Source organism: Achromobacter sp. Root170, from assembly GCF_001428165.1.
GTDB classification, from domain to species: Bacteria; Pseudomonadota; Gammaproteobacteria; order Burkholderiales; family Burkholderiaceae_B; genus Achromobacter; species Achromobacter mucicolens.
Genome location: NZ_LMHN01000001.1, coordinates 191,758 through 214,143, shown reverse-complemented (window position 1 = coordinate 214,143; position 22,386 = coordinate 191,758). Strand labels below are relative to the sequence as shown.

Sequence of the window (22,386 nt, the reverse complement as noted above, 5' to 3'; positions counted from 1 at the left end):
CATAACGGGGCCCGTGTCGTACGAGTTGCCGGCGGATCCGGTCAGGGCGCGAGCTTGAAGCCCAGGTCCACGCCCCACTTGTCGGTCTCGCGCAGCCATTTCGCGCCGCAATTCAGGCAGCGGAAGTGGTCTTCGCGGCTTTCCTCCCGGCCCTTCTGCGTTGGGTTGGTAAATCCTTGATGTCCCAAGTGCGAATGCGGCGCAACACCGGCAAGGCCTGGATTAATGCGTTGGCAAGCCAAACACATAACGCTCATTGATGCTTCCCCACAAACAGTGTTAGCAAATTGTAAGGGATTTCACCAATGTCTTTCTATTAATTCGCCCTCAACTTGGGAATAAAAATTGTTAACGTGATTAGGATACAACGTTTTGTAACGCGGTCAGGCAGGTCGCCAAGTGATAAGGCGAGGTCGACGGCATGTCGGCCCGCGTCACGTTGCCCTTCGCATCCAGGCATTCATGCCAGCCGCCCGGATGCAGAAACCGCTCGCGAAAGCTTGTCAGAGCCGTTTGCAGTGCCGGCAGATCGCCCATCACGGCCAAGACCCTCAGGTATTCCGTCTGCGCCCAGATCCGGCGCGTATCGTCCGCCACGGCTCCCGATTCATCCAGCGACGCGATCACGCCGGCGGCATCCACGCCATGGGCGCGCGACCATTGCACGGCGCGCGGCAATGTTTCGGCGAGATCCAGGCCTTCGAACACCTGCGCCGATTCGTGCACGAGGGACAGCCATTCGAACTGATGACCCGGCTCCAGCCGGTTGCCTGCGCTACCCTGCAACGCCTCGGATACGCATTGCGTGGGCGCGTGGACGAAGAACTGGCTGACGCCTTGCGCAAGCTCGCGCAGGTGCTGCGCAAACCCAGCCGGTTCGGCAACCTGCGCCGCCGCCAGATAGGCTTCGGTCAGGTGCATCATGGGGTTTTGCGCCGGCGGCTTCAAAGGTTGGGAAAAGTCCGCGCTCAGCGCCGCGTGGTACAGCGAATCCGAGGTCTTGAAACGCGCCTCGATTGTGCGCGCCGTGGCCAGCATCAGCTTGCGCGCCTGCGCATTGCGGCTGCGCTGGAAATACGCCGACGCGGCCAACACGATGAACGCGTGCGTATACAGGTCCTGGGTATCGTCCAGCGGCCGAGCCTGCGCGTCGACGCTATAGCGCCAACCGCCATGCTCGTCCTGAAAAACACGACGCAGGGATTCGAAGAGGCGATCAGCGTGCTGCGCGGCCGCCTGGCCAGGCGCCTGGGCAAAAACATAAAGCTGGCGCGCGCACGCCATGGCGCGATAACGCGTCACGGGCAGCGGTTCACCGCTGACGGCGTCCAAGGATTCGTAAGGCAGTCCGAGCGCGTCGTTGAAGCCGCGGTCCAACCACATGGGCAACACGACAGAATCAAAATGCGCCCGCAGCGCGCGGATATCATCCGCAAGAAAGGAATTGGTCTGTGCGGCAGTCATCTTGGAATGGCGCAAACCCGACGAGGGCCCCAGGTTTTGGAGCAGCAACGATAACCGAAATCGTCGCCGCCATCTCGCAGGAATCCGCCACGTGCTCATGCACACACAGACCGGTCGTGCCGATCAGCTCCGTCCAGGGTGCAAGCCCTATCGGAAGATATTTTCCTCTACCCAGTTTTGCGCGAAGATTTCCGCGCGATCACGAGCTTCGTCCAACGAAGCGCAGTTGCCCAAGTGGGAAAACGCGGCATCCACTTCGGTGCCGCCCTCAGCCGTAACCGTCAGCAATACGCCATATCCGCCGGTGTCCATGGCCGCTGTGGAAACGTCGATCAGTACTTCCTGGTCACGATGCTGCATGTGCTACCTCCCAGTCGGTTACCTAAACGCGCGAACCACGCGTGACGTGCAACAGGACAAAATTTCCCGCGCAAGACAATAGACCTTCAAACGTCACGCAAAGTTCATCTTACTGGCGAGACGCCGGGCCCGATACGACGGAAAGATGTCAATTCGCACATTCCGTCTCAGGATATGCCCGACGGCGCAGGGGTGGCGGCGCGGCGCCCGAAATACTGCGAAAACATTCGCAACCATGCGGTAATTTCGTTGCCGCCTTGGGCACGCGAACGCTGGGATGGTGCGTAAGCCGGCGATTGCCGCAAATGTGCGACGACCGCAAATGGCTTAACGCAAATGGATGGCGCCCGGCTCTTCCATGCGCAGCGAGAGCCTGCCCTTGTCGGTGATGACCCAGCGGCCGTCTGCGCCGGCCTGAATGCAGCGCAGTGTCTCAAGCGCTTGCGCGACGTTTGCGGGCACGTCGGTCTGGACTGCGCCGGGCTCGTTGTTGTCGGCCACGACGCGCAGCCAATGTCCCAGTTCGCCCTTTTCGAAACGATGCAATGCCATGCGTGGTTCTCTCATGAATTTGTCTACGATAGCATGGCCGTCAAGCCCGTCCGGCACGTGTCAGCCAATGGTCAGCCAAGCAGACGAGGCACCGACGACGCCAGCAACGCAACGCCCGAAACCGTCAACAGGCCCAGTACGACGCGGCGGAACGCCACGTCGCTGATGCCGACATACACGCGAGTGCCCAAGAGTGTCGGCACCAGCATTGCCGGCACGATCAGCGCAAAGAGGGGCAGCATGTCGCGTGTGACCACGCCGGTCAGCACATAACTGGCCATCGTCACCATCAGCATCGACAAGTTGAAGTTCTGAATCACCGCGCGCTGCACGTCGCGGTCAAAGCCGCGCAAGGTGCACCACAACGTCGGAATCACCCCGGTGAACCCGCCCAGCCCGCCCATGACCCCGCCAATCGCACCCGCGACGCCATCGGCAACCTTGCCGCCGACCGTGATGCGCGGGATGCGCGCGGCAAACAGCATGATCGGGCACCAGATCGCGAGCAGCCCGCCGATGAAGGCCTTGAACACCGTCGGATCCAGATGCGGCAGCACTTTCACGCCCAGCGGAATGCCCAGCAATCCGCCGGCGACGAATGGCAGCAGATGCGCGGCGGCAAAGCCCCGGCGCACGGTGAAAGCCGCCAGCAACTGTCCGGTCAACGCGCCAAACACCGCCATCGCCGCAGCCAGCCGCGGGTCCACGGTCCAGGCCCAGAACGACATGGCCACCATGCCGAAACCAAAGCCGGACAAGCCTTGCACGAAGCCCGCGGCCATGGCGCCCACCACGACCACTACATATAACGAGTCCATATCCGCTGCGCGTTCCGCATGACGTGCCGGCACCATTTCCGGCGCACGCCATTCTAGAGCCTTCTATGAAGGTCGCAGCGCCAACGGCCGCAGGCGCGCGGCCAGCGCCGAGGCCGCCACGCTGGCCGCGATCAGCGAAAGCCCAAGCGCCAGGTCCGCCGAGATGCGTTCGTGGAACACGACGGACGACACGATCAGCCCGATCACCGGCACGCACAGCATCGCAATGGACGTCGCGGCCGGCGGCAGCTTCTGCGTCATGCTCAGCACGACAATGAACGTCAGCGCAGTGGCAAGCGGTCCGGTGTAGAGGATCAGCGGCCAGGCTTGCGCATCGGCCAGAAAGGTCGGCGCACCGTCACGCAGCCAGGCCAGCGCAGCAAGCGGTATCGTGGCCAATGCGGTCTGCCAGGGAATCATGTCGGCGCCCAGCCGAACGTGGCGATTGGCGCGCAGCTGGATGATGTTGCAGGCCCATGCGAACGATGCGCCAAGCAGCATCACCAGACCGATGACGGTGTGCGCCTGCCACGGGCTGAACGCGGGCGCCACGATGATGCCGATGCCCGCGTAGCTCAGCGCCGTCGCCAGCCATTGGCCCATCGACAGGCGCTCTTTCAGGATCAGCGACGACAGCGGGATCACCCAGATGGACGTCGCATAGGCAATGACCGACGCGCGTCCAGGCGCCACATACTGCAACGCCCACAGCGCGAGGGCGGTGAAGGCGCCCATCTGCAGCAAGGCCACACCCGCGACCAGCGGCCATTCCTGGCGTGTCGGCAAACGCAGGCGACCCAGCAGGGCCAGCACCAGCACGCTGATGAGCGCGGCGGATCCGAACCGGCTGGCAGCCAGCCACAACGGGCTCATATGGGCCAGCCCCATTTTCATCACGGGCCAATTCCCTCCCCAGATGGCGACCGCACCCGCAAGCGGGAGAAACCTGCGAAGACTGCCTTGCTGACTCATCACTACCCTGCTCTACCGCTGAATATTCTGCATTCCGGCCCTATGGCCGAAGAACGGAACAGTCTATAGGGTAAACCCCAGAATTTTTGACTGCTTTATGCGTCGTTTACCGGCATACTCGGCACACATGCACCGTAAAACCGCCGTCTTGAGGTGACTTATGCCGGAAATCAACCTGGATGCCACCGACATCCGCATCCTGAACGAACTGCAGCGCGACGCCAGGCTCACCAATGTGGAACTTGCCGCCCGCGTGAATCTGTCCGCCTCCCCTTGCCTGGCGAGAGTGCGGCGGCTGGAAACCGAAGGACTCATCGACCGCCGCGTCACGCTCTTGAACGCGCGCAAGCTGGGCCTGAAGGTGAACGTCTTCATTCAGATCTCGCTCGACAAGCAACGCAAGGCCGCGCTGGATGTGTTCGAACGCGAGATCGCGGTGCTGCCCGAAATCATGGAGTGCTACCTGATGTCGGGCGACGCCGACTACCTGATCCGCGCGCTCGTGCCCGACGTCGATGCGCTGGAACGGCTGATCGTCGAACACATCACGCGCATTCCCGGGGTGGCAAGCATCCGATCCAGCTTTGCGTTGAAGCAGGTGCTCTACACCACCGCCGTGCCGCTGGCCTGACGCCGCATCTGGTATCCATCGAGCGCTTGCGGGATTGCGGCGGCAAGCCCACAATCAAATTGCATGGCGCCGTTTCGTTCATTCCGGCGCCAGCATCCCTCCCATCGCTTAGCAAGGAGCACACCATGCCCGAAACCGACTGGTTCCCCGGCAACACGCTACCCGATCGTCAGGGTTACTTCGAAGTGGAGTTCGCCTCCGGCGAAACTGAAATCACGCGCTACGGCATGCTGGGCTGGGAGCCCGAAGAAGAGCGCGGCCACATCCTTCGCTGGCGCGGTCTGGACCCCGCCATCGAGCAAGCCGAGATCGATCGCGAAACCGCCGTCCTCAAAAACAGCGATGACGTGATCGGCTGACCGGCCGGCAAAGGCCGCGGAGCAGGTCCGCCTTGCTCCGCAGCAAAACAAAACGCCGCGGCTTGATGCCGCGGCGTTTTGACTGGGCGCTAGCGCGATCAGCGATCCAGCTTCGAGATCTTGGTGCCCGCGAGCGACACGCCAGCCATCAAGCCGCCATTGTTCATGACGAAGCCCACGACCGGCTGCTGGGCCGTGTTGGTGTCGATGCGGCCATTGGCGCCGATATTGACCACCGCCACCGTGGCGTCCGCGCCAACGGTCCAGCCGCTGCTGTTGCGGAACTTGTTCAAGGCGTCATCCGTCATGAAGAGCAGGATCATCGCCTTCGATTGCGCGCCGGCCTGGAAGCCGATCGAGCCCGCCGTCGTGCTGTAGTAGCCGGCATTCGCGCCGTTCACCCGCAGCACGCCCTTGCCATGCTCGGCGCCGACGATGAAGCTGCCGCTCAACACGTCGGGAAACACCAGCACGCCCTTGGCGCGCGCAACCAGGTCCTTGGACTCGGGAGCGGCTTCATACAGCTTGGCGAGCGTGGCATTGGCCGCGCTGTTCATCGATTGCCGCTGCTCTGCCGTCGAAGCGGCCGGAGACTTGGAAGGCGTGGTCGTGGTACAGCCTGCAAACAGAACGCCGGCGGCGCCGATTGCAATCGCCATGCCGGTGCGGCGCAGAACGGGATAAGCGTCAAACATGGAACTCTCCTTTTGTTGTCATGCATGAACAACTGTACCGGGCATTCCACGTCCAACAAGACACATGAATGTGATAAACGAAACAAAACACTAGCAAGCGCTAGAGAATTCCGTATCGGGGCTCGCCGGTGAACTCGTCAACGGTCCGGATGCCCGAGAGCACCAGCTCGGCATGGCGACGCGCGGCGGCAGGATCGTTGAAGGTGACGAAACGGGGCAGCGACCACCGCTGCGTGGCGGCCTCGTTGCCCTGACGGCGGACCATGATTTCGATGGCCAAAACCCCGGTTTCCAAGTCCACCACTTCACACTGCACTTGAAAACCGTTGATATGACGCTCTGGCCACCCGCTCATGCTGCACCTCTGAATTCCGACTAACGGGCCGCAATATGCACCAAACAAAAAGGCTTGGAAAGCAGAGTTTTTAAGGGGTAAAACAGTACTAATTCGCCTAGTGCGAAGGCATCTTGAAGTTGAAAAAATCAGCGCTAAAAACCCGCTTTTTTGCCCTCATCGCCGAATTGGCGAACCGGCGCATAATGTCAGGCCACTGCGCTGCGCGTAATTGATTGCCCCCACCGGCTCACATTCAAACCTGCCATCGACCCCATGAACAAACCCGTCTTCGAACCTGATACCGCTCCGCTGGAAGTCTTGCCGCGAGACCTGTCCGCCTATCGCGAAGGCAACACCGGCATCCCCTACGTTCATCGCTTCGACTCCGGCAAGCCCGGACCGCACGTGCTCATCAACGCGATCACGCACGGCAACGAGATCTGTGGCATGGTGGCCGCCACCCATCTGCTGGACACCGGCGTGCGCCCGAAGATCGGCACCTTGACGGTCAGCTTTGCGCACGTCGAGGCCTACGAGGCTTTCGACATCGACAGACCTTACGACAACCGCCAGCTCGTGCACAACCTGAACCGCATCTGGTCGGCCGCCATGCTGGACGGTGCGGAAGACAGTCCGGAATTGCGCCGCGCCCGCGAGATGCGCCCTGTCCTGGACGCCGCCGACTTCGTGCTGGACATCCATTCCACGCGCGCCCCCGTGCAACCCTTCTGGGTCTACAACGAGATGGACCGCAACACCGCGCTGGCCGCTGCAGTCGGCTCGCCGCAGGTGCACCTGGTCATGCCGCAAGACAAGTTTCCGGGCACTGGGGTCATGGGCTACGGCCATCATGGCGATCCGCTGTCCGACAGCGGCGGTGCGCTCGTTGTCGAATGCGGACAGCATTTTTCGCGTTCCGCGGCCGAACTCGCCACCGACGTGACCTTGCGCTTTCTCGCGCATCTGGGCCTCATCGACACGCCGGCCGGCACCCCGGCCCCACCCACCCCGCAGCGCTATCGCCTGCTGGAGGTCCACATGGTGAAGTCCGAGGACTTCACCTTCACGCGTCCGGTGATTGGCTTTGAGACCTTCGACAAGGGCGAACTGATTGCCATGAATGGCACGGAAGAAATCCGCTCCCCGTGCGATGCCTGCACGATCTTCATGCCCACGCGCATGCCCATCGTAGGCCGCGAAGCCGTGTATCTGACGCAGGCGATCTGACGCCTGACATCGCGTGACCAAGCAACGCGGGCGCTGCACGCAGGCGCCCGGCTCGCCGCGCATACCGGGCATCAAGCGCCTTGCGCCTGATGCCCGCCGAATCCTCAAAGATCCGGAATCAGGCGCTTGCCCATGCTGATCACCGCGTCCTCCTGAAAGCCCAGGCTGTCGTAGAAGCGCTTCACCGCGACGTTCTCGGAACGGATCAGCAGATTGATCTTCGGGCAACCCATCTCAAGCAGCTTGCGCTCGACCGCCCGCATCAGCGCCGTGGCGAAGTGGCGCCGCCTATGCAGGGGTGAAACGGCCAGATAATTGATCCAGCCACGATGGCCGTCGTAGCCGCCCATCACCGTCGCGACAATGGCGCCATCCAACTCACCCAGCCGCGTCAGCCCGCAGGCTTGCCACAACGCGATCAGCGCGGTTTCGTCGGATGCCTGAAACGGCCGGATGGCGAGGTCTTGCTGAGACATGCTTCATTCCTTGTGATGAAAGAACGAATGCCTTGCGATACGCCCCGGATGCAAAACGCAATCAAACAAAAAAGGCCACGAGGGGTATCGTGGCCTTCTGGGATAAGCGCCGCATAACCGGCGCCCGAACACGGCTAGCCACTCAACGGAGACGTCGAGTGATTCGTCGGAAATCTGCGCGCAATGCGGCAGCGATGTGCGGTGCGTTCATGCGCTGCAGCTTACACGAGGCGCCCTGCCGCCCGCAAATCCCGCACCGCCTTGTCAATCGCTCGCGGGCGCGGGCAGTGTGCCTTCCATCACCACCACCGCCTGTCCGGCCACGTTGGCCCACACGCCGTCGTCCCGCGGCTCCGCATGCGCCAGCAACAGGCTTGCACGTCCCATGTCCACGCCCTGCCCCACGCGCAGCCGCAGGGCGCCCTTGCCCGCAAGCGAGGCGCGCAGCGCCGTGACGGCCGCCGTCGCACTGCCCGTGGCGGGGTCTTCCGTCATGCGGCTTGTAAGCATCCGCGCCTGGATATCGGTGGGCGCATCCATCGCTTCGCTTGCCGTGTCGGTGGTGTAGACATAGATGGACTTCGCGCCCAGTTGCGGCATCAAGGCCGCGTAGCCCGCCGCATCGGGCGACGCGCGGCGCAGCGCGTCGCGGCTGGCAACCTGCACCACCAAAAACGGCAATCCCACCGACGCCACCATCGGCGCGTGCGTTGACACCATGATGTCCGCGCAATCCAGACGCAGCGCCCTGGCCACCGCGTCCAATGGTGCCTCGCTGCCGCGCGATAGCGGCTGCGGCGCGCGTAACTGCGCACCCTGCAGGCCGTGCTCCCCGTACGTCAACGCAATGCGCACCAGGCCGGCTTCTTCCTCGAACACGAACGCCTGTGGCGCCGGCAACCCGGCCGCGATCTGCTCGCGCGCCAGCACGACCGCGGTGCCCACATTCGGATGGCCGGCAAACGGCACTTCGCGATCCGGCGTGAAGATGCGCACGTGCGCGGTATGGGCGCGGTCTTGCGGGGGCATCACGAAGCTGGTTTCCGAATAGTTGAATTCGCGTGCGATCCGCTGCATCTGGCGCGCGTCCAGACCCTGCGCGTCCAGCACGACAGCCAGCGGATTGCCGAGATAAGCATGGCCGGTGAACACATCGGCCGTCACGTAGCGGTAGCGCATCCAAACATCCTCAAGATCCCCCCGACACGGGCGGCAAGCCCAGATTGTGCGTGCCGCGGCGCGAACGTGAAAAGGCACAGAGCCGCGAAATTGCACGCATAACAGACGCCTTTCAACCTCAAGGAAGACGTCGCCGGCATGACGGCCGCACCGCCCCGCTTGGTGCGCCATCACTATTGAAAATCACAGGTCGCTGCGGAATACTTTGCGTCCCGAACAACTACTTTTGGAGGAGGTTGCAATGCAACGCGAAGACATCCAAAAGCTGGGCGCACAAGCTGCGCGAGACGGTTTGACCTTGTGGGATTGCCCGTTCTATCGGGCCGCCGCCATGCCGGGCCATACCGGCGAATCGATCTCCGAGTGGAGCGGCAAGGTCGAAGCCTGGGAAGCAGGATGGATGGAGGCCACGGGCGGCGGCCAAGCGCCCCCTGGCGGCCGTTTCCGCTACGTGCCGCGCGCGATGGCGCGGCTTTGCAATTGACTCGTTGACATGCGCCCCGCCTCCGGGGCGCTTTGCATTTGGCATGGCAAGCAAATGTCGCGGTGCAGATACGAAACCGGGATAAGTGAATCGGCCCCGTTTTTATCGACATATACTGTACATTCATACAGTATTTTTAGTTTCATCATGCGATGCACCGTCATCCGAACCCACATCCTGGGCCGGAAGCGCCACGACAACGATCCCGCCCCTGCAGTGACCGGGACGGTCCGCATGTATTCCATCATGCGCGAGGACATGCGCCGCTACATCAGCGTCATGACGCTGGACACCCTGGCCAAGTTCGGCGCGTCGCAAAAAGGCCCTATCCCCGATCTGCTCGAGCCCGAACTGCTCACCTTCGGATCCGATCGCGGCATGATGGTCTGCGGCTTCGAGGAAATCGACGGCAGGCGCTATTACCAGGGGTGGTGGATGCAGTGGGTGCACCTGTAGCCGCGCGGCAAAGCCGTGCGGACGATGATCCATCCCGCTATTTCTGCGCGTAACTTTTCTGGACAAGGATGGCGATCGCGCTCATCTTTTGGCTCAGGACCTTTCCCACGAGGAGGCGCGAATGGATGACCCCGTTCACAGAGCCGGCCAGGAAGCCGCCAGATATGGTGTGCCGCTATCTGCCTGCCCCCTCATGAAAGAAACCAACATGCCCAGCCATACGGGCGAATCGCTACCTGATTGGCGCGCCAGATTGGCCTCGTGGCAGGCCGGCTGGCATCAGGAAAACGAAGCCCGCCTTGCCGAGCTTCGCCGCCGCCGGTTATTGCAACAATCGCTGGACTGATCACGTCTGGGCCCGCTGGCGGGAACGGGGTTTGCTGGAACCCGATTGCCGCAGCGGCGTGATTGTCATTCGATCAAGCAGAGGGCGGCTCCGCACACTCCCTCCCTCTAGCCGCTGCGGCCCTCTCCGCCGCTTCAATTTCTCCGCGCTGTCCCCGCCAAGCGCGCTTGCTGCGCGAGCGCATTACAGTTCCCGGATGATCTTGTACCCGCAGCGCACGCATACATGGCCGTTGTAAAAGCGATCGCCCATGGATGACGTTGCGCCCACGACGTTATTCGAGTCACGAGACGACCCTGCGACCAGTGCTTTCGCCTTCGGCGGCGCGGTGCCGACCGCCGCGGTGTCGACCGCCGCGGTGTCAAACACCGGCCGGAAGTCGTGACTGAACAACCGCCCGGCAAGCCCTTTGCAGCGCATCGCTAACTCCTGAACTGACGCCGAACAGCCAGCGCCTTCGCAAGAGCGCCGACTGCTTCAGCCTCAAGAACAATGCCTGCGATTGACCGTTGGACCATTCGATCGCCCCGTCGATTGATAACCTGGCCAATATCCGCAAATACAAAAGGTATGTCGATAGGAACAATCTGAATCCTCGTCCCGCCTCTTGAAATACATCAATCGTCGCAATCGTGTCCCGCAGCGGCCACCGCGATGGGGTAGGCCGAAATCCGCGATCGAGATACACTACCGGGCTGGGTGTCAGGCGTATTCCTTCGCGCTGGCAGGTCAACGCGCTGGTCGGGCCGCCACGCAGGAGCCCGCGCGTCCATGCAGCCCAGCATCCCCCATGCCCTCGACATCGCAGCCGCCATCATCTTTGCATTGGCGCTGATCCACACCTTCACGGTCAAACAGTTCGAGCGGCTCTCCCACCGCTATCCCCGCCACGCCGGCCTGTTTCACCTGCTCGGCGAAGTCGAGATCGTCTTCGGCTTTTGGGCCTTTGTGCTTCTGATCGTCATGGCGATAGCCGCCGGTGGAGATCAAGCGCTCGCCTACGCCGAGTCTCGCAACTACACCGAACCGCTCTTCGTATTTGTGGTCATGGTCGTGGCGGCATCCCGCCCGGTCCTCCAAACGGTCATGGTCGCCGTCAACCTGATCGCAAAGAACCTGCCCTTCCATACCTCCGTCGCTACCGCGTGGCTGGGTCTTGCCGCGGTTCCGCTGATGGGATCCCTGATCACAGAGCCGGCCGCCATGACCATTGCGGCCCTCATGCTTGCCCCGCAATTGTTTCGGCCGTCGGTTCCCGCCGTTCCCAAGTACTTCGCGCTTGGCGTGCTGTTCGTCAACATTTCGATCGGGGGAACACTGACCGCCTACGCCGCGCCCCCCGTTCTGATGGTCGCGGCCACCTGGAATTGGGACTCGGCGTTCATGCTGGCCACCTTCGGCTGGAAAGCCGCCATTGCCGTGGTCGTGAACGCCACCGTGGCCACGTTCATGATGCGCAAGTATCTGCTTCAACTGCCGGCCGAAAGCATGACCCGGTCCGAGCGCCCTCCCGTGCCGATCACCGTGGTCATCGTTCACCTTGTCGTGCTGGCCGCGGTCGTTGCCCTGGCGCACCATCCCGTCGCGTTTCTCGGCCTGTTCCTGATGTTCCTGGGATTCACGCAAGCCTATGAGCGGCATCAGAATCCGCTGATCCTCAAAGAGGCGCTGCTCGTTGGCTTCTTCCTGGCCGGCCTCGTCATCCTGGGAGGCATGCAAGCGTGGTGGCTGCAGCCCATCGTCTCCAGCCTGGAACCCATCGCACTATTCTTCGGATCCCTGGCGCTCACCGCGATCACCGACAACGCCGCACTGACCTATCTGGGCTCGCTGATCGACGGCATCTCCGACGAATCGAAATACATGCTGGTGGCGGGCGCCGTCGCCGGCGGCGGCTTGACGGTCATCGCAAACGCCCCCAACCCTGCGGGCGTGGCGCTGCTAAAGCGCGGCTTTTCAGACGAAACCATCAGCATCGGCGGACTGCTGCTCGGCGCGTTGGGCCCCACGGCAGTTGCGGCGGGTGCGTTGCTTTTGCTGTAGCGGGGATTTGGGTCGGTTATCGGGCCCAATATTCGGGCTCGGTATTCGGGCCCGATAATTTGAGCTCTGCATTTGCAGCTCAAGAATAAAGCCGAAGAAATGAGAAAGGCCGTTAGTGATTTCTCACTAACGGCCTTGGAACTACTGGTCGGGACGGCGGGATTCGAACTCGCGACCCCTTGCACCCCATGCAAGTGCGCTACCAGGCTGCGCTACGCCCCGAAAGAAAAAGAGTATAGCAGAACTAAAAAATGTTTGCACGCATTGGTGCAAAAAAAGTGCTGAATACCGGAAAAAATTTTGCGCTTTGCGTTTGCCGTTCACATCAGTGCAAGTGATGAAGCGGCGCGCGCGAAGCGCAAGGCACGACTAGCTGCAACGCGCGCTGCCATGATGGCGGTCGCGCGTCGCGGGCACTGAAATCAAAGTCTGGATTGCAACCAATGGGTCGCGAAGAAAACGGCTCAGGCAGTGGGCGCGGTCTGCGTCGACGCAGCAGCGGCGGGCGCAGTGCCCGTCGTCGTTCCCAAAGCTTCGGCAAGCATCGCGGACACGTTGCCGAGCTCCGCGCGCAGCGACTGCATCTCGGTGCCCGACAGGCGCACGGCGGCGTCCTGGTCGTGCGGCACGTCGCGCGCATCGCCCAGGCGATTGCGCGCGCCGCTGATCGTGAAGCCTTGTTCGTAAAGCAGCGAACGGATGCGGCGGATGAGCAGCACTTCGTGGTGCTGATAATAGCGGCGGTTGCCGCGGCGCTTCACGGGCTTGAGCTGAGTGAATTCCTGTTCCCAGTACCGCAACACATGAGGCTTGACGCCACACAGGTCGCTGACTTCGCCGATGGTGAAGTAACGCTTGGCGGGAATGGGCGGTAAGGTAACGGTGGATTCAGTACGTGTCATAAGCGGATTTTATGCGCGCGATGCGTGGTGCGCCGATAACAATTACCGACAAAGCGTATCACTCCGCGGCGTCGGGCGTTGTAGGAACGGCCTGCTCGACCACGCTCTTGAGTTTCTGGCTGGCGTGGAAGGTGACGACACGCCGCGCCGCGATGGGAATGGTTTCTCCGGTCTTCGGGTTGCGGCCAGGGCGCGGCGGTTTGTCGCGCACCTGGAAGTTGCCGAAACCCGAGAGCTTGACGGAATCACCGCGCGCCAGGGCGTCGCGGATTTCCTCGAAGAACGTATCGACAATGTCCTTGGCTTCGCGCTTGTTCAGGCCGACCCGCTCGAAAAGCAGTTCGGCCAGCTCGGCCTTGGTGAGGGTGCGTTGCTCGGCAAGCATACTGGTCCCCATGTTCAGCCACGTTGGCGCGCGCCGTGCGCGGCAACCAGGGCTTCCTTGATGCGCGCGAGGCAGTCGGCCACGCGAGCTTCGTCCAAAGTGACCTCAGTGTCCTGTAGCCAGAAACGGAACGCAAGGCTTTTCTCGGCGACCGGTTCGCTGCCCTGCGCCTTGTCGCGCCACACGTCGAACACGCGCGCATCCTGCACAACGGCCAGTTGCGCATCGGCCTTGACGGCCTTGGCGACGGTATCGAGCATGGATTGGACCGTCACATCCTCGTCGACCCACAGCGCCAGGTCGCGCACCACGACGGGCTGGCGCGAGAGCTCGCGCACCTGCGGCAATTCGCCTTCCGACAGCGCGTCCACGTCCAGCTCGAAGACCACCGGCGCATGCGCCAGGTCGGCCTGTTGCGCCCAGCGCGGATGCAATTCGCCGATCCAGCCCACGTGCTTGCCATCCAGCATGACGCGCGCGCCACGGCCGGGATGCAGCGCGGGATGCGCCGCAGCCTCGAAGCGCAGGCGGCGGCCGCGTGCGCCGAACAACGACTCGACGTCCATCTTGACGTCAAAGAAGTCCACCTGGCGCGTGGGCACGCCCCACTGTTCCTCGGCCGCCGGGCCCCAGGCTGCGCCCGCGAGCTTCATGGGCTGGCGCACACCCGCCACTTGCAGCGGACCGTCCTCGGCCGACGCATCTCGGAAAAACACGCGTCCCAGTTCGAACAGGCGAACGCGCGATTGCTTGCGGTTGGCGTTGTGACGGATGTTGGCGACCAGGCCGCCGATCAGGCTGGAACGCATGACCGACAGATGGCTGGCGATCGGGTTCACAAGCCGCACGGGGTTGTCGTTGCCCGCGAAATCGCGTTCCCAGTCGGCTTCGACGAAGCTGTAGTTGACGACTTCCTGGTAGTCCTGCGCGGCCGCAAGACGGCGAAGCGCATGCGCGCCGCGGCGCACTTCGGGCTGCGAGAACATCTTGGCGCGCGCCATCGGCGGTACGTCGGGGATGCTTTCAAAACCGTAGATGCGAGCCACTTCCTCGATCAGGTCTTCTTCGATTTCCAGATCGAAACGGTACGACGGCGGATTGACGATGAAGTCGTCGCCCTCTAGCGCGTAATCCAGGCCCAGGCTGCCGAAGATGGTTGCCACCTGCTCACGCGTGACCGGCACGCCCAGCACGCGATGGCAGCGCGCCAGGCGCATGCGCACCGGCGGACGCTGCGGCAGATTGACGATCTGGTCGTCGATGGGGCCCACCTGGCCGCCGCAGATGTCGACGATGAGGCGGGTGATGAATTCAATGTGCTCGGGAATGCTGGCGTAGTCCACGCCGCGTTCGAAGCGGTGGCTGGCTTCGGAGCTGAACTTGAAGCGGCGCGCACGGCCGGCAATGGCTTGCGGCCACCAGAATGCGGCTTCGAGATAGATGTTCTGCGTGTCCAGCGTCACGGAGGTGGCTTCACCGCCCATGATGCCGGCCAGGCTTTCGACCTGATCGCCCGCGACGACGACGCCGACCTTCGGGTCGAGCGTGACGGTCTGGCCGTTCAAGAGTTCAAGCGTTTCACCTTCACGCGCCCAGCGCACGCTGATGTCGCCGCCGATCTTGTCCAGATCGAACACATGCGACGGGCGGCCGAGTTCAAGCATGACGTAGTTGGAGATGTCGACCAGCGCGGACAGCGAGCGCTGGCCGGCGCGCTCAAGGCGCGTCTTCATCCACTCGGGCGTCGCTGCGCGCGCGTTCACGCCGCGAATGACGCGGCCGCCGAAACGGCCGCACAGGTCGGGCGCTTCGATCTTGACGGGCAGGCGCTCATCGAGCGTGACGGGCACGGCAGCGGCCGTCGGCACCGACAGCGGCGCGCCGGTCAGCGCGGCCACTTCGCGCGCCACGCCCAGAATCGACAGGCAGTCGGCGCGGTTGGGCGTCAATTTGAGCGTGAACAGCGTGTCGTCCAGGTCCAGCGCTTCCCGGATGGATTGGCCGGGGACCATGTCCGCGGGCAGTTCCAGGAGGCCCGCGTGGTCTTGCGACAGGCCCAGTTCGCGCGCCGAGCACAGCATGCCGGAGGACTGCACGCCGCGCATCTTGGCCACGCCGATCTTCATGCCGCCGGGCAGTTCCGCGCCCACGCGGGCGAGCGGCACCTTCAGGCCGGCGGCCGCGTTGGGCGCGCCACATACGATCTGCAGGCGTTCGCCCGAGCCGTCGTCGACCTGGCAGACGCGCAGCTTGTCGGCGTCCGGGTGCGGGGCGATTTCGACGATGTGCGCGACGACCACGCCGGAGAAGGCGGGCGCGGCGGGTTCGGTTTCTTCGACTTCCAGGCCGGCCATCGTGAGCCGGTGCGCGAGTTCATCGGTTGCGATCGGAGGATTGACCAGCGTACGCAGCCAGGATTCGGGAAATTGCATGATCAGCCGTCTGTTATTCGTTGAACTGGCGCAGGAAGCGCAAATCGCCTTCGTAGAACTGGCGCAGATCGTTGACGCCGTAGCGCAACATCGTCAGGCGCTCGAGCCCGGAGCCGAAGGCAAAGCCGATGTAGCGCTCGGGATCCAGCCCGAAATTGCGCACCACCTGCGGATGCACCTGGCCGGAACCGGAGATCTCCAGCCAGCGGCCGCGGTTGGGACCCGACGTGAACATCATGTCGATCTCGGCGGACGGTTCCGTGAACGGGAAGAACGACGGGCGGAATCGCACGACCAGATCGTCGCTTTCAAAGAAGCAACGCAGGAAATCGGTGTACACGCCCTTCAGGTCGGCAAACGAAATGTCCTCGGCGATCCAGAGCCCTTCCACCTGGTGGAACATGGGCGAGTGCGTGGCGTCGCTGTCGACGCGATAGGTGCGCCCGGGCGCGATGACCTTGATGGGCGGCTTGTGCATGCGGGCATAACGCACCTGCATGGGGCTGGTGTGCGTGCGCAGCAGCAGCGGCAGACCGTCCGCGTCGTTCATGTCGACGTAGAACGTGTCCTGCATCGAACGCGCCGGATGGTCCAGCGGGTTGTTCAATGCGGTGAAATTGGTCCAGTCGTTTTCCACTTCGGGGCCGTCGGCCACGTCAAAGCCAATGGAACGGAAGATTTCTTCCACGCGTTCCCAGGTCCGGATCACCGGATGGATACCGCCCGGCGCGCGACCGCGGCCCGGGAGGGTGACGTCAATGGTTTCGGATGCCAGGCGGGCATCCAGCTCCGCCTGCGCCAGTTCGGCACGGCGCGAGGTCAGAAGCTCTTCGATCTTCTGCTTGGCCTGGTTGATTCGTGCGCCGGCCTCTCGCTTCTGCTCGGGATCGAGCTTGCCCAGGCCTTTGAGCAGCACCGTCAAGGCGCCTTCCTTGCCCAGGAAGCGAGCTTTTGCGTTCTCAAGCGCGGCGGCATCCGTAGCCGCGGCGAACCGTTCTTGCGCCTGGGCTACCAGGTCGTCAACCAATCGAGTCATGAAATCCAGCCTTCAAAACGCAAACGGGGCCATTACAGCCCCGTTTGCAGCGATGCGCGATGAGTTAAAGCGCGCGATCAGGCAGCCAAGGCAGCCTTGGCTTGCTGCACGATGGCGGCAAAACCGGCCTTGTCGCGCACGGCCAGATCGGCCAGGACCTTGCGGTCGAGTTCGATCGAAGCCTTCTTCAGGCCAGCGATGAACACGCTGTAGCTGACGCCATGCTCACGGACGGCCGCGTTGATACGCGTGATCCACAGAGCGCGGAACGTACGCTTCTTGTTGCGGCGGTCGCGGTAGGCGTATTGGCCAGCGCGCATGACTGCTTGCTTGGCAATACGGAACACATTACCGCGGCGGCCACGGTAACCCTTGGCGGCGGCAATGACTTTCTTGTGACGTGCGCGGGCAGTTACGCCGCGTTTGACGCGAGGCATAGTAGATCTCCCTTAGATCAAGCGAAAGGCATCATGGCCTTGACGGAGGCCACGTTGGAGTCATGAACCGCCGCAGAGCCGCGCAATTGACGCTTGGCCTTGGTGGTCTTCTTGGTCAGGATGTGACGCTTGAACGCCTGACCACGCTTGATGGAGCCGCTGCCGCGCACCTTAAAGCGCTTGGAGGCGCTTTTCTTGGTTTTCATCTTGGGCATGATGATTCCCTAAACTAAAACACGCATTGTTGATTTACATGACGCCAGGTGCTTGGCGCCAAAGACGCCAAAACTTGTAGACCTGTTGCCACTTCTGGGGGGTTCGCGAAATCTGAAAAGCCGGCTCCGAACGAAATGCATCCATTCGATAAAGCAGCCGGCCAGGCGGTTTCGCGATTGTTTCCCGAAGGCGGACAAAACTGACCCACATCCGGAAAAGCCTTTGATTATATGGTGATTTCCCGGACTTTGTCGAGTCAGCGCGTACGCCCGGAACAACGGGATCGCAGGGCCGACGCCGCCCGGGGATCATACCCCCGTACGCCGGTACTGCACCGCCTGGGCGACATGACTGGCCGCCAGCACCGCCTGGCCGTCCAGATCCGCGATCGTGCGGGCCACGCGCAGCGCCCGGTGCATCGCCCGCGCCGAGCCTGTCAGGCGGCGCATGGCCTGCTGCAGCAGCGTCTGGGCATCGGCATCCATCACGCAGAATTCGTCCAGCTCGGCCCCGGCCAGCCCGGCGTTGATCTTGCCCTGGCGGGCCATCTGGCGTTCACGGCAGCGGACCACGCGCTCGCGGACGGCTTGCGACGATTCGCCGGGCGGCGCGGTCATCCAGGCGGGGTCGGACGGCGGCAGGGCCACATGCAGATCGATCCGGTCCAGTAGCGGTCCCGATATCTTGCCCGCATAACGCGTCACCTGATCCGGCGTGCAGGCGCACGTGCGCGCCGGATGGCCCCGCCAGCCGCAAGGACAGGGATTCATGGCGGCCACGAGCTGAAAACGGGCCGGAAACTGCGCGGCGTGCAATGCCCGCGAAATGACCACCCTGCCCGCCTCCAGCGGCTCTCGCAGCGCCTCGAGCGAGCGGCGGCTGAATTCCGGAAGCTCGTCCAGGAACAGCACGCCGTGATGCGCCAGACTGATTTCACCGGGCCGCGGGCGTCCGCCGCCGCCGACCAGCGCGGCTACCGACGCCGAATGGTGCGGCGCCCTGAACGGCGGCTGCCCGGTGAGCGTATCGGGCATTCCGGCCATCGTCGCCACGGCCGCCGCCTCGAGCGCCTGATTGCGCTCCAGCGGCGGCAGCAGGCCCGGCAGGCGTGCGGCCAGCATGCTCTTGCCCGCACCGGGCGGCCCCAGCATCAACAGGCTGTGGCCGCCCGCCGCCGCGACTTCAAGCGCCCGCCGCGCGCCCGGCTGGCCCCGCACATCCGACAGACAGGGGACGGACGCGGCGGGCGGCCACGGCGCGGGCACGGCATTGGGAAGCAGGCAGGCGCCAGCTGCGTGGGCTGCCACGTCCGCCAGGCAGCGGGCCGACAGCACACGCAAGCCGGGAACCCAGGCGGCCTGCTCGGCGCTGCCGGCTGGCAGGATAAGCGTGGCGTCGGGCGCGTCCCGGGCGACGCTCAGGGCGATCACCAGCGGCGCAGCGACGGGCACAAGTGCCCCGGTGAGGGAAAGTTCGCCTGCAAGCACCAGCCCGGCCAGCGCGGGATCCGGTGCGCCGGCCGGCGCGCTGTCTTGCGCGGGGGCAGCCAACTGCCCGGACGCCAGCAGCACCCCCAACGCAATCGGCAGATCGAAGCGGCCGGACTCCTTGGGCATGTCGGCCGGCGATAGGTTGACGGTGATGCGCCCCGCCGGAAATTCAAAACCGCTGTTGATGATGGCCGCGCGGACCCGCTCGCGGCTTTCCCGGACTTCGGTGTCGACCAGCCCGACGACGTTGAAACCGGGCAGCCCGGGTCCCAGGTGCGTTTCCACGCGGACCGCATGGGCATGCATGCCGCAAAGGGCCCGGCTGGCAAGTACGGCAAGCGTCACGACGGTCTCCGGATGGTTCGGGCCGCCAGTATCCGCAAAAAACAAACGGCCGCGGGAAGCTGCCGTGACAAAACGATCTCGCGCAGGGCCCGCGCAAAGCGGGCGCGCGGGGCTTGCTTACTTGTCCAGCCCCGTGGCCGGCCCCTTGTCCAGCCCGGTCAGACGCTGTTCCATCTGCTGCACCTGGGCAGCCAGTTGATCGACGCGGGCGCGCGTGCGGGCAAGCAGATCCGCCTGCACGTCGAACTCTTCGCGGGTGACCAGATCCAGCTTGGAAAACGCCTGCGTCATCATGGCGCGCACATTGCGCTCGACGTCAGCCGCCGGGCTGCGCGCGATCAGGTCGGAAATGTTCTTCTGAAGGTCTTCCATCCACTGGGTGCGATTGTTCATAGTTGCCTCTCGATGTTCCGGATGCCTCAAGTGTAGTGCGTTGGTCGCCGGGTTCAGGCCGCGCCGCTTGCGCCGCCGCAAAAAAAAGGGCGGGCCGCATGCGGTGACCGCCCTTCAAAGCACAGGAGAAAACCGGGCTGCCTGACGGCAACCCCCTACCAACACCACTAGCCTTGCCGCCGGTCGCTGAGACCGCGCTGTGCATCGGTCATTTGCCCGATACACGTCCTGATTTCGATTCTTCTCGACCCCACCCCTGCCAACAAGCCGATCGGTGTAAACCCTCGTATCAGGCTCGCACCCCAATTTGAGGCGCTTTGGGGCAAACGCGGCCGCCCGCGAAACCCGCGCTGCATGCGCGGAGCCGCAGCCGGTAACGCTGAGCGGCCTGCGCAGCCGGCGCCACGCACCGGCGGATGCGGCGGCACGCACGCGGACGTGCCCGACATGTCCGCATTAAATGGCTACAAATCCTTCGTGCGGCATACATCTGGTTGCATGGCGGGGATACCCATTGTTGCGCACCAAAAAGAGGCCGCTCCACGGTGCATTGCGCACCATGATGGTGCCTTCCCGCACAACATTTGCGCCTTTCCCGGCCATCCCCGGCGCTGTCCAACATGGCACGGATATTGCTTTAACCAGGGTGCGTGCAACCATGAGAGGAAATGCCATGAAACTCATCATCGCCATCATCAAGCCCTTCAAGCTCGACGAAGTGCGGGTGGCTCTGTCCGGGATCGGGGTCCAGGGCCTGACCGTTACCGAAGTCAAAGGCTTTGGCCGCCAGAAGGGCCACACCGAACTCTATCGCGGCGCGGAATACGCCGTGGACTTCCTGCCCAAGCTGCGGGTCGAGGCCGCCGTGCCCGATCACCTTGTCGATCAGGTCATCGAAGCGATCGAACAAGCCGCCCGCACCGGCAAGATCGGCGACGGCAAGATCTTCGCCGCCCCCCTTGAACAAGTCATCCGTATCAGAACTGGCGAAGCCGGCGAAGCTGCGCTGTAAATAAATAAAGCCTCAATGGAGCCTGAAAATGGATAAAGCAGATATCTCCTGGTTGCTCGTCTCTACCCTGCTTGTATTGATGATGGCCGTACCCGGCCTGGCCATGTTCTACGCCGGCCTGGTGCGCAGCAAAAACGTGCTGTCCGTCTTGCTGCAAGTGTTGTGCACGTTCGTGCTGGGCCTGGTTCTCTGGTTCATCTATGGATACTCCCTCGCGTTCACCGAGGGCAACGCCTTCTTCGGCGGCCTCTCGCGCGCCTTCTTCTCTGGCATGTTCAACCCGGCAGACGGCACGTACGCCATGTCGAACACCCTGACCGAGCTGCTGTTCGCCTCGTTCCAGGCCACGTTCGCCGGCATCACCTGCGCCCTGGTGGTCGGCAGCTTTGCCGAGCGCGCCCGCTTTTCGGCCGTGCTGGTGTTCACGGTGATCTGGTTCACGTTCGCCTACATCCCCATTGCGCACATGGTGTGGTTCGCCTCTGAAACCGCGCCGGGCCTGTTGAATGCCCAAGGCGCGCTGGACTTCGCCGGCGGCACCGTGGTGCACATCAACGCCGGCGTGGCTGGCCTGGTCGGCGCCTACGTGGTCGGCAAGCGCGTGGGCTACGGCCGCGAAGCCATGCAGCCGCACAACTTGCCGATGACGTTCGTCGGCGCCGCCCTGCTGTGGGTGGGCTGGTTCGGCTTCAACGCGGGTTCGGCGCTGGCCGCCAACGAGAACGCCACCCTGGCCTTCTTCAACACCATGATCGCCACGGCGGGCGCCGTCCTGGCCTGGCTGTTCACGGAATGGGCCATCAAGGGCAAGCCCTCGATGCTGGGCGCCGCGTCGGGCGCCATCGCCGGCCTGGTCGGCATCACTCCCGCCGCCGGCCTTGTCGGTCCGGTGGGCGCCCTGATCATCGGCGTGGTTGCCGGCGTGGTCTGCGTCTGGGGCGTGAATGGCCTGAAGCGCCTGCTGCGTGCTGACGATGCGCTGGACGTGTTCGGCATCCACGGCGTGGGCGGCATTGTCGGCGCCCTGCTCACCGGCGTGTTCAACGCGCAGGTCTTCGGCGGCCCCGGCCTGGCCGAGCCCGGCATGATCGCCCACCAACTGTGGGTGCAGCTCGAAGGTGTCCTGCTGACGGTCGTGTGGTCTGGCGTGGTGGCATGGATTGCCTACAAGATCGCCAACGCCCTGTGCGGTCTGCGTGTACCGGAAGACCAGGAGCGCGAAGGCCTGGACGTCACCAGCCACGGCGAATCCGCCTATCACAGCTAAGCTGCTGCGACTCTCCCGCCGCGCCCTGCGGCGGGGGGGGGGATGGAAAATGAAAGAGCCCTTCATCGTGAA

Annotated in this window: 28 protein-coding genes and 1 tRNA gene; 9 read left to right on the top strand and 20 right to left on the bottom strand. The window is 63.5% G+C overall.

Annotated features, from left to right (window positions below; genetic code table 11):
- Positions 1-41: 41 nt before the first annotated feature.
- From ASD87_RS00935 to ASD87_RS00910, 6 genes are all read right to left on the bottom strand, one after another.
- Positions 42-257, bottom strand: a complete 216-nt coding sequence (locus ASD87_RS00935) for a hypothetical protein (protein ID WP_006388022.1) — start codon at positions 255-257, stop codon at positions 42-44.
- 100 nt (positions 258-357) lie between these two features.
- Positions 358-1,464: an AGE family epimerase/isomerase gene (locus ASD87_RS00930; protein ID WP_056318608.1), complete on the bottom strand. Its 1,107-nt coding sequence runs from the start codon at positions 1,462-1,464 to the stop codon at positions 358-360.
- Between the two features lie 147 nt (positions 1,465-1,611).
- The gene (locus ASD87_RS00925; protein ID WP_006218759.1) at positions 1,612-1,824 is read right to left on the bottom strand and encodes a hypothetical protein; all 213 of its coding nucleotides are present in this window, start codon (positions 1,822-1,824) and stop codon (positions 1,612-1,614) included.
- A 327-nt stretch (positions 1,825-2,151) separates the two neighbouring features.
- Positions 2,152-2,376 (bottom strand): hypothetical protein, encoded by a 225-nt coding sequence (locus ASD87_RS00920; protein WP_056315937.1) that lies wholly within the window; start codon positions 2,374-2,376, stop codon positions 2,152-2,154.
- A gap of 71 nt (positions 2,377-2,447) precedes the next feature.
- On the bottom strand, positions 2,448-3,194 hold the full coding sequence (locus ASD87_RS00915; protein WP_056315934.1) for a sulfite exporter TauE/SafE family protein: 747 nt from the start codon (positions 3,192-3,194) through the stop codon (positions 2,448-2,450).
- Positions 3,195-3,257: 63 nt separating this feature from the next.
- Positions 3,258-4,166, bottom strand: coding sequence for a DMT family transporter (locus ASD87_RS00910; protein ID WP_056315931.1), 909 nt, complete (start codon positions 4,164-4,166; stop codon positions 3,258-3,260).
- A gap of 160 nt (positions 4,167-4,326) precedes the next feature.
- Here ASD87_RS00910 and ASD87_RS00905 point away from each other — a divergent pair, with 160 nt between their 5' ends.
- Entirely contained in the window at positions 4,327-4,797 is a 471-nt protein-coding gene (locus ASD87_RS00905; protein ID WP_006226939.1) for an Lrp/AsnC family transcriptional regulator, read from the top strand.
- Positions 4,798-4,922: 125 nt separating this feature from the next.
- Positions 4,923-5,156, top strand: a complete 234-nt coding sequence (locus ASD87_RS00900; protein WP_056315928.1) for a hypothetical protein — start codon at positions 4,923-4,925, stop codon at positions 5,154-5,156.
- A 98-nt stretch (positions 5,157-5,254) separates the two neighbouring features.
- Here ASD87_RS00900 and ASD87_RS00895 read toward each other — a convergent pair whose 3' ends face one another.
- Both ASD87_RS00895 and ASD87_RS00890 read right to left on the bottom strand, forming a co-directional pair.
- Complete coding sequence (locus ASD87_RS00895) at positions 5,255-5,851, bottom strand: YSC84-related protein (RefSeq protein ID WP_056315925.1); 597 nt, start codon at positions 5,849-5,851, stop codon at positions 5,255-5,257.
- A gap of 100 nt (positions 5,852-5,951) precedes the next feature.
- Entirely contained in the window at positions 5,952-6,131 is a 180-nt protein-coding gene (locus ASD87_RS00890) for a hypothetical protein (protein WP_230965016.1), read from the bottom strand.
- A 330-nt stretch (positions 6,132-6,461) separates the two neighbouring features.
- On the opposite strand from ASD87_RS00890, the gene ASD87_RS00885 reads away from it, so the two are divergent.
- A complete protein-coding gene (locus ASD87_RS00885) occupies positions 6,462-7,415 on the top strand; it encodes a succinylglutamate desuccinylase/aspartoacylase family protein (protein WP_056315919.1) in 954 nt (317 codons plus the stop codon).
- A gap of 104 nt (positions 7,416-7,519) precedes the next feature.
- Here the strand turns inward: ASD87_RS00885 and ASD87_RS00880 are convergent, their stop codons facing one another.
- Positions 7,520-7,891, bottom strand: coding sequence for a GNAT family acetyltransferase (locus tag ASD87_RS00880; protein WP_056315917.1), 372 nt, complete (start codon positions 7,889-7,891; stop codon positions 7,520-7,522).
- 264 nt (positions 7,892-8,155) lie between these two features.
- Entirely contained in the window at positions 8,156-9,070 is a 915-nt protein-coding gene (locus ASD87_RS00875) for a PhzF family phenazine biosynthesis protein (protein ID WP_056315915.1), read from the bottom strand.
- 241 nt (positions 9,071-9,311) lie between these two features.
- On the opposite strand from ASD87_RS00875, the gene ASD87_RS00870 reads away from it, so the two are divergent.
- The 3 genes from ASD87_RS00870 (at position 9,312) to ASD87_RS27545 (ending at position 10,356) form a co-directional block, all read left to right on the top strand.
- On the top strand, positions 9,312-9,554 hold the full coding sequence (locus ASD87_RS00870; RefSeq protein WP_056315913.1) for a CrpP-related protein: 243 nt from the start codon (positions 9,312-9,314) through the stop codon (positions 9,552-9,554).
- 147 nt (positions 9,555-9,701) lie between these two features.
- Entirely contained in the window at positions 9,702-10,010 is a 309-nt protein-coding gene (locus ASD87_RS00865) for a hypothetical protein (RefSeq protein WP_227741206.1), read from the top strand.
- 121 nt (positions 10,011-10,131) lie between these two features.
- Positions 10,132-10,356 (top strand): CrpP-related protein, encoded by a 225-nt coding sequence (locus ASD87_RS27545; RefSeq protein ID WP_175236208.1) that lies wholly within the window; start codon positions 10,132-10,134, stop codon positions 10,354-10,356.
- Between the two features lie 183 nt (positions 10,357-10,539).
- On the opposite strand, the gene ASD87_RS00860 is transcribed toward ASD87_RS27545, so the two are convergent.
- Positions 10,540-10,776, bottom strand: a complete 237-nt coding sequence (locus tag ASD87_RS00860) for a hypothetical protein (RefSeq protein WP_056315908.1) — start codon at positions 10,774-10,776, stop codon at positions 10,540-10,542.
- Positions 10,777-11,127: 351 nt separating this feature from the next.
- Between ASD87_RS00860 and ASD87_RS00855 the strand changes: the two genes are divergently transcribed.
- Positions 11,128-12,399 carry a putative Na+/H+ antiporter gene (locus ASD87_RS00855; RefSeq protein ID WP_056315905.1) on the top strand — a complete coding sequence of 424 codons (1,272 nt, stop codon included), beginning with the start codon at positions 11,128-11,130 and terminating at the stop codon, positions 12,397-12,399.
- A 145-nt stretch (positions 12,400-12,544) separates the two neighbouring features.
- Here ASD87_RS00855 and ASD87_RS00850 read toward each other — a convergent pair.
- The 9 genes from ASD87_RS00850 to ASD87_RS00810 form a co-directional block, all read right to left on the bottom strand.
- Positions 12,545-12,621 (bottom strand) — tRNA-Pro (locus ASD87_RS00850).
- A 242-nt stretch (positions 12,622-12,863) separates the two neighbouring features.
- A complete protein-coding gene (locus tag ASD87_RS00845; RefSeq protein WP_056315902.1) occupies positions 12,864-13,301 on the bottom strand; it encodes a MerR family transcriptional regulator in 438 nt (145 codons plus the stop codon).
- 58 nt (positions 13,302-13,359) lie between these two features.
- Positions 13,360-13,698, bottom strand: coding sequence for an integration host factor subunit alpha (locus ASD87_RS00840; RefSeq protein ID WP_081101104.1), 339 nt, complete (start codon positions 13,696-13,698; stop codon positions 13,360-13,362).
- Between the two features lie 2 nt (positions 13,699-13,700).
- The gene (pheT, locus tag ASD87_RS00835; protein ID WP_056315897.1) at positions 13,701-16,118 is read right to left on the bottom strand and encodes a phenylalanine--tRNA ligase subunit beta; all 2,418 of its coding nucleotides are present in this window, start codon (positions 16,116-16,118) and stop codon (positions 13,701-13,703) included.
- Between the two features lie 13 nt (positions 16,119-16,131).
- Positions 16,132-17,154: a phenylalanine--tRNA ligase subunit alpha gene (gene pheS, locus ASD87_RS00830; protein ID WP_056315894.1), complete on the bottom strand. Its 1,023-nt coding sequence runs from the start codon at positions 17,152-17,154 to the stop codon at positions 16,132-16,134.
- Between the two features lie 77 nt (positions 17,155-17,231).
- The gene (gene rplT, locus ASD87_RS00825) at positions 17,232-17,591 is read right to left on the bottom strand and encodes a 50S ribosomal protein L20 (RefSeq protein ID WP_006218741.1); all 360 of its coding nucleotides are present in this window, start codon (positions 17,589-17,591) and stop codon (positions 17,232-17,234) included.
- A 17-nt stretch (positions 17,592-17,608) separates the two neighbouring features.
- The gene (rpmI, locus tag ASD87_RS00820) at positions 17,609-17,806 is read right to left on the bottom strand and encodes a 50S ribosomal protein L35 (RefSeq protein WP_008159912.1); all 198 of its coding nucleotides are present in this window, start codon (positions 17,804-17,806) and stop codon (positions 17,609-17,611) included.
- Between the two features lie 309 nt (positions 17,807-18,115).
- Positions 18,116-19,642 carry a YifB family Mg chelatase-like AAA ATPase gene (locus ASD87_RS00815; RefSeq protein ID WP_056315892.1) on the bottom strand — a complete coding sequence of 509 codons (1,527 nt, stop codon included), beginning with the start codon at positions 19,640-19,642 and terminating at the stop codon, positions 18,116-18,118.
- A gap of 117 nt (positions 19,643-19,759) precedes the next feature.
- Positions 19,760-20,035 carry an accessory factor UbiK family protein gene (locus ASD87_RS00810; RefSeq protein WP_056315890.1) on the bottom strand — a complete coding sequence of 92 codons (276 nt, stop codon included), beginning with the start codon at positions 20,033-20,035 and terminating at the stop codon, positions 19,760-19,762.
- Positions 20,036-20,708: 673 nt separating this feature from the next.
- Between ASD87_RS00810 and ASD87_RS00805 the strand changes: the two genes are divergently transcribed.
- A complete protein-coding gene (locus tag ASD87_RS00805; protein ID WP_006218735.1) occupies positions 20,709-21,047 on the top strand; it encodes a P-II family nitrogen regulator in 339 nt (112 codons plus the stop codon).
- A 28-nt stretch (positions 21,048-21,075) separates the two neighbouring features.
- Positions 21,076-22,314 carry an ammonium transporter gene (amt, locus tag ASD87_RS00800; RefSeq protein ID WP_056315887.1) on the top strand — a complete coding sequence of 413 codons (1,239 nt, stop codon included), beginning with the start codon at positions 21,076-21,078 and terminating at the stop codon, positions 22,312-22,314.
- The last annotated feature ends 72 nt before the right edge of the window (positions 22,315-22,386 follow it).

Coding starts and splice junctions, on each gene's coding strand:
- ASD87_RS00880 (WP_056315917.1), bottom strand. CDS start 7,891: ATGTCTCAGCAAGACCTCGCCATCCGGCCGTTTCAGGCATCCGACGAA.
- ASD87_RS00910 (WP_056315931.1), bottom strand. CDS start 4,166: ATGAGTCAGCAAGGCAGTCTTCGCAGGTTTCTCCCGCTTGCGGGTGCG.
- ASD87_RS00855 (WP_056315905.1), top strand. CDS start 11,128: ATGCAGCCCAGCATCCCCCATGCCCTCGACATCGCAGCCGCCATCATC.
- ASD87_RS00900 (WP_056315928.1), top strand. CDS start 4,923: ATGCCCGAAACCGACTGGTTCCCCGGCAACACGCTACCCGATCGTCAG.
- rpmI (WP_008159912.1), bottom strand. CDS start 17,806: ATGCCCAAGATGAAAACCAAGAAAAGCGCCTCCAAGCGCTTTAAGGTG.
- ASD87_RS00925 (WP_006218759.1), bottom strand. CDS start 1,824: ATGCAGCATCGTGACCAGGAAGTACTGATCGACGTTTCCACAGCGGCC.
- pheT (WP_056315897.1), bottom strand. CDS start 16,118: ATGCAATTTCCCGAATCCTGGCTGCGTACGCTGGTCAATCCTCCGATC.
- ASD87_RS00935 (WP_006388022.1), bottom strand. CDS start 257: ATGAGCGTTATGTGTTTGGCTTGCCAACGCATTAATCCAGGCCTTGCC.
- ASD87_RS00905 (WP_006226939.1), top strand. CDS start 4,327: ATGCCGGAAATCAACCTGGATGCCACCGACATCCGCATCCTGAACGAA.
- ASD87_RS27545 (WP_175236208.1), top strand. CDS start 10,132: ATGGATGACCCCGTTCACAGAGCCGGCCAGGAAGCCGCCAGATATGGT.
- amt (WP_056315887.1), top strand. CDS start 21,076: ATGGATAAAGCAGATATCTCCTGGTTGCTCGTCTCTACCCTGCTTGTA.
- ASD87_RS00875 (WP_056315915.1), bottom strand. CDS start 9,070: ATGCGCTACCGCTACGTGACGGCCGATGTGTTCACCGGCCATGCTTAT.
- ASD87_RS00805 (WP_006218735.1), top strand. CDS start 20,709: ATGAAACTCATCATCGCCATCATCAAGCCCTTCAAGCTCGACGAAGTG.
- ASD87_RS00920 (WP_056315937.1), bottom strand. CDS start 2,376: ATGGCATTGCATCGTTTCGAAAAGGGCGAACTGGGACATTGGCTGCGC.
- ASD87_RS00810 (WP_056315890.1), bottom strand. CDS start 20,035: ATGAACAATCGCACCCAGTGGATGGAAGACCTTCAGAAGAACATTTCC.
- ASD87_RS00895 (WP_056315925.1), bottom strand. CDS start 5,851: ATGTTTGACGCTTATCCCGTTCTGCGCCGCACCGGCATGGCGATTGCA.
- ASD87_RS00885 (WP_056315919.1), top strand. CDS start 6,462: ATGAACAAACCCGTCTTCGAACCTGATACCGCTCCGCTGGAAGTCTTG.
- rplT (WP_006218741.1), bottom strand. CDS start 17,591: ATGCCTCGCGTCAAACGCGGCGTAACTGCCCGCGCACGTCACAAGAAA.
- ASD87_RS00840 (WP_081101104.1), bottom strand. CDS start 13,698: ATGGGGACCAGTATGCTTGCCGAGCAACGCACCCTCACCAAGGCCGAG.
- ASD87_RS00870 (WP_056315913.1), top strand. CDS start 9,312: ATGCAACGCGAAGACATCCAAAAGCTGGGCGCACAAGCTGCGCGAGAC.
- ASD87_RS00860 (WP_056315908.1), bottom strand. CDS start 10,776: ATGCGCTGCAAAGGGCTTGCCGGGCGGTTGTTCAGTCACGACTTCCGG.
- ASD87_RS00865 (WP_227741206.1), top strand. CDS start 9,702: ATGCGATGCACCGTCATCCGAACCCACATCCTGGGCCGGAAGCGCCAC.
- pheS (WP_056315894.1), bottom strand. CDS start 17,154: ATGACTCGATTGGTTGACGACCTGGTAGCCCAGGCGCAAGAACGGTTC.
- ASD87_RS00915 (WP_056315934.1), bottom strand. CDS start 3,194: ATGGACTCGTTATATGTAGTGGTCGTGGTGGGCGCCATGGCCGCGGGC.
- ASD87_RS00930 (WP_056318608.1), bottom strand. CDS start 1,464: ATGACTGCCGCACAGACCAATTCCTTTCTTGCGGATGATATCCGCGCG.
- ASD87_RS00845 (WP_056315902.1), bottom strand. CDS start 13,301: ATGACACGTACTGAATCCACCGTTACCTTACCGCCCATTCCCGCCAAG.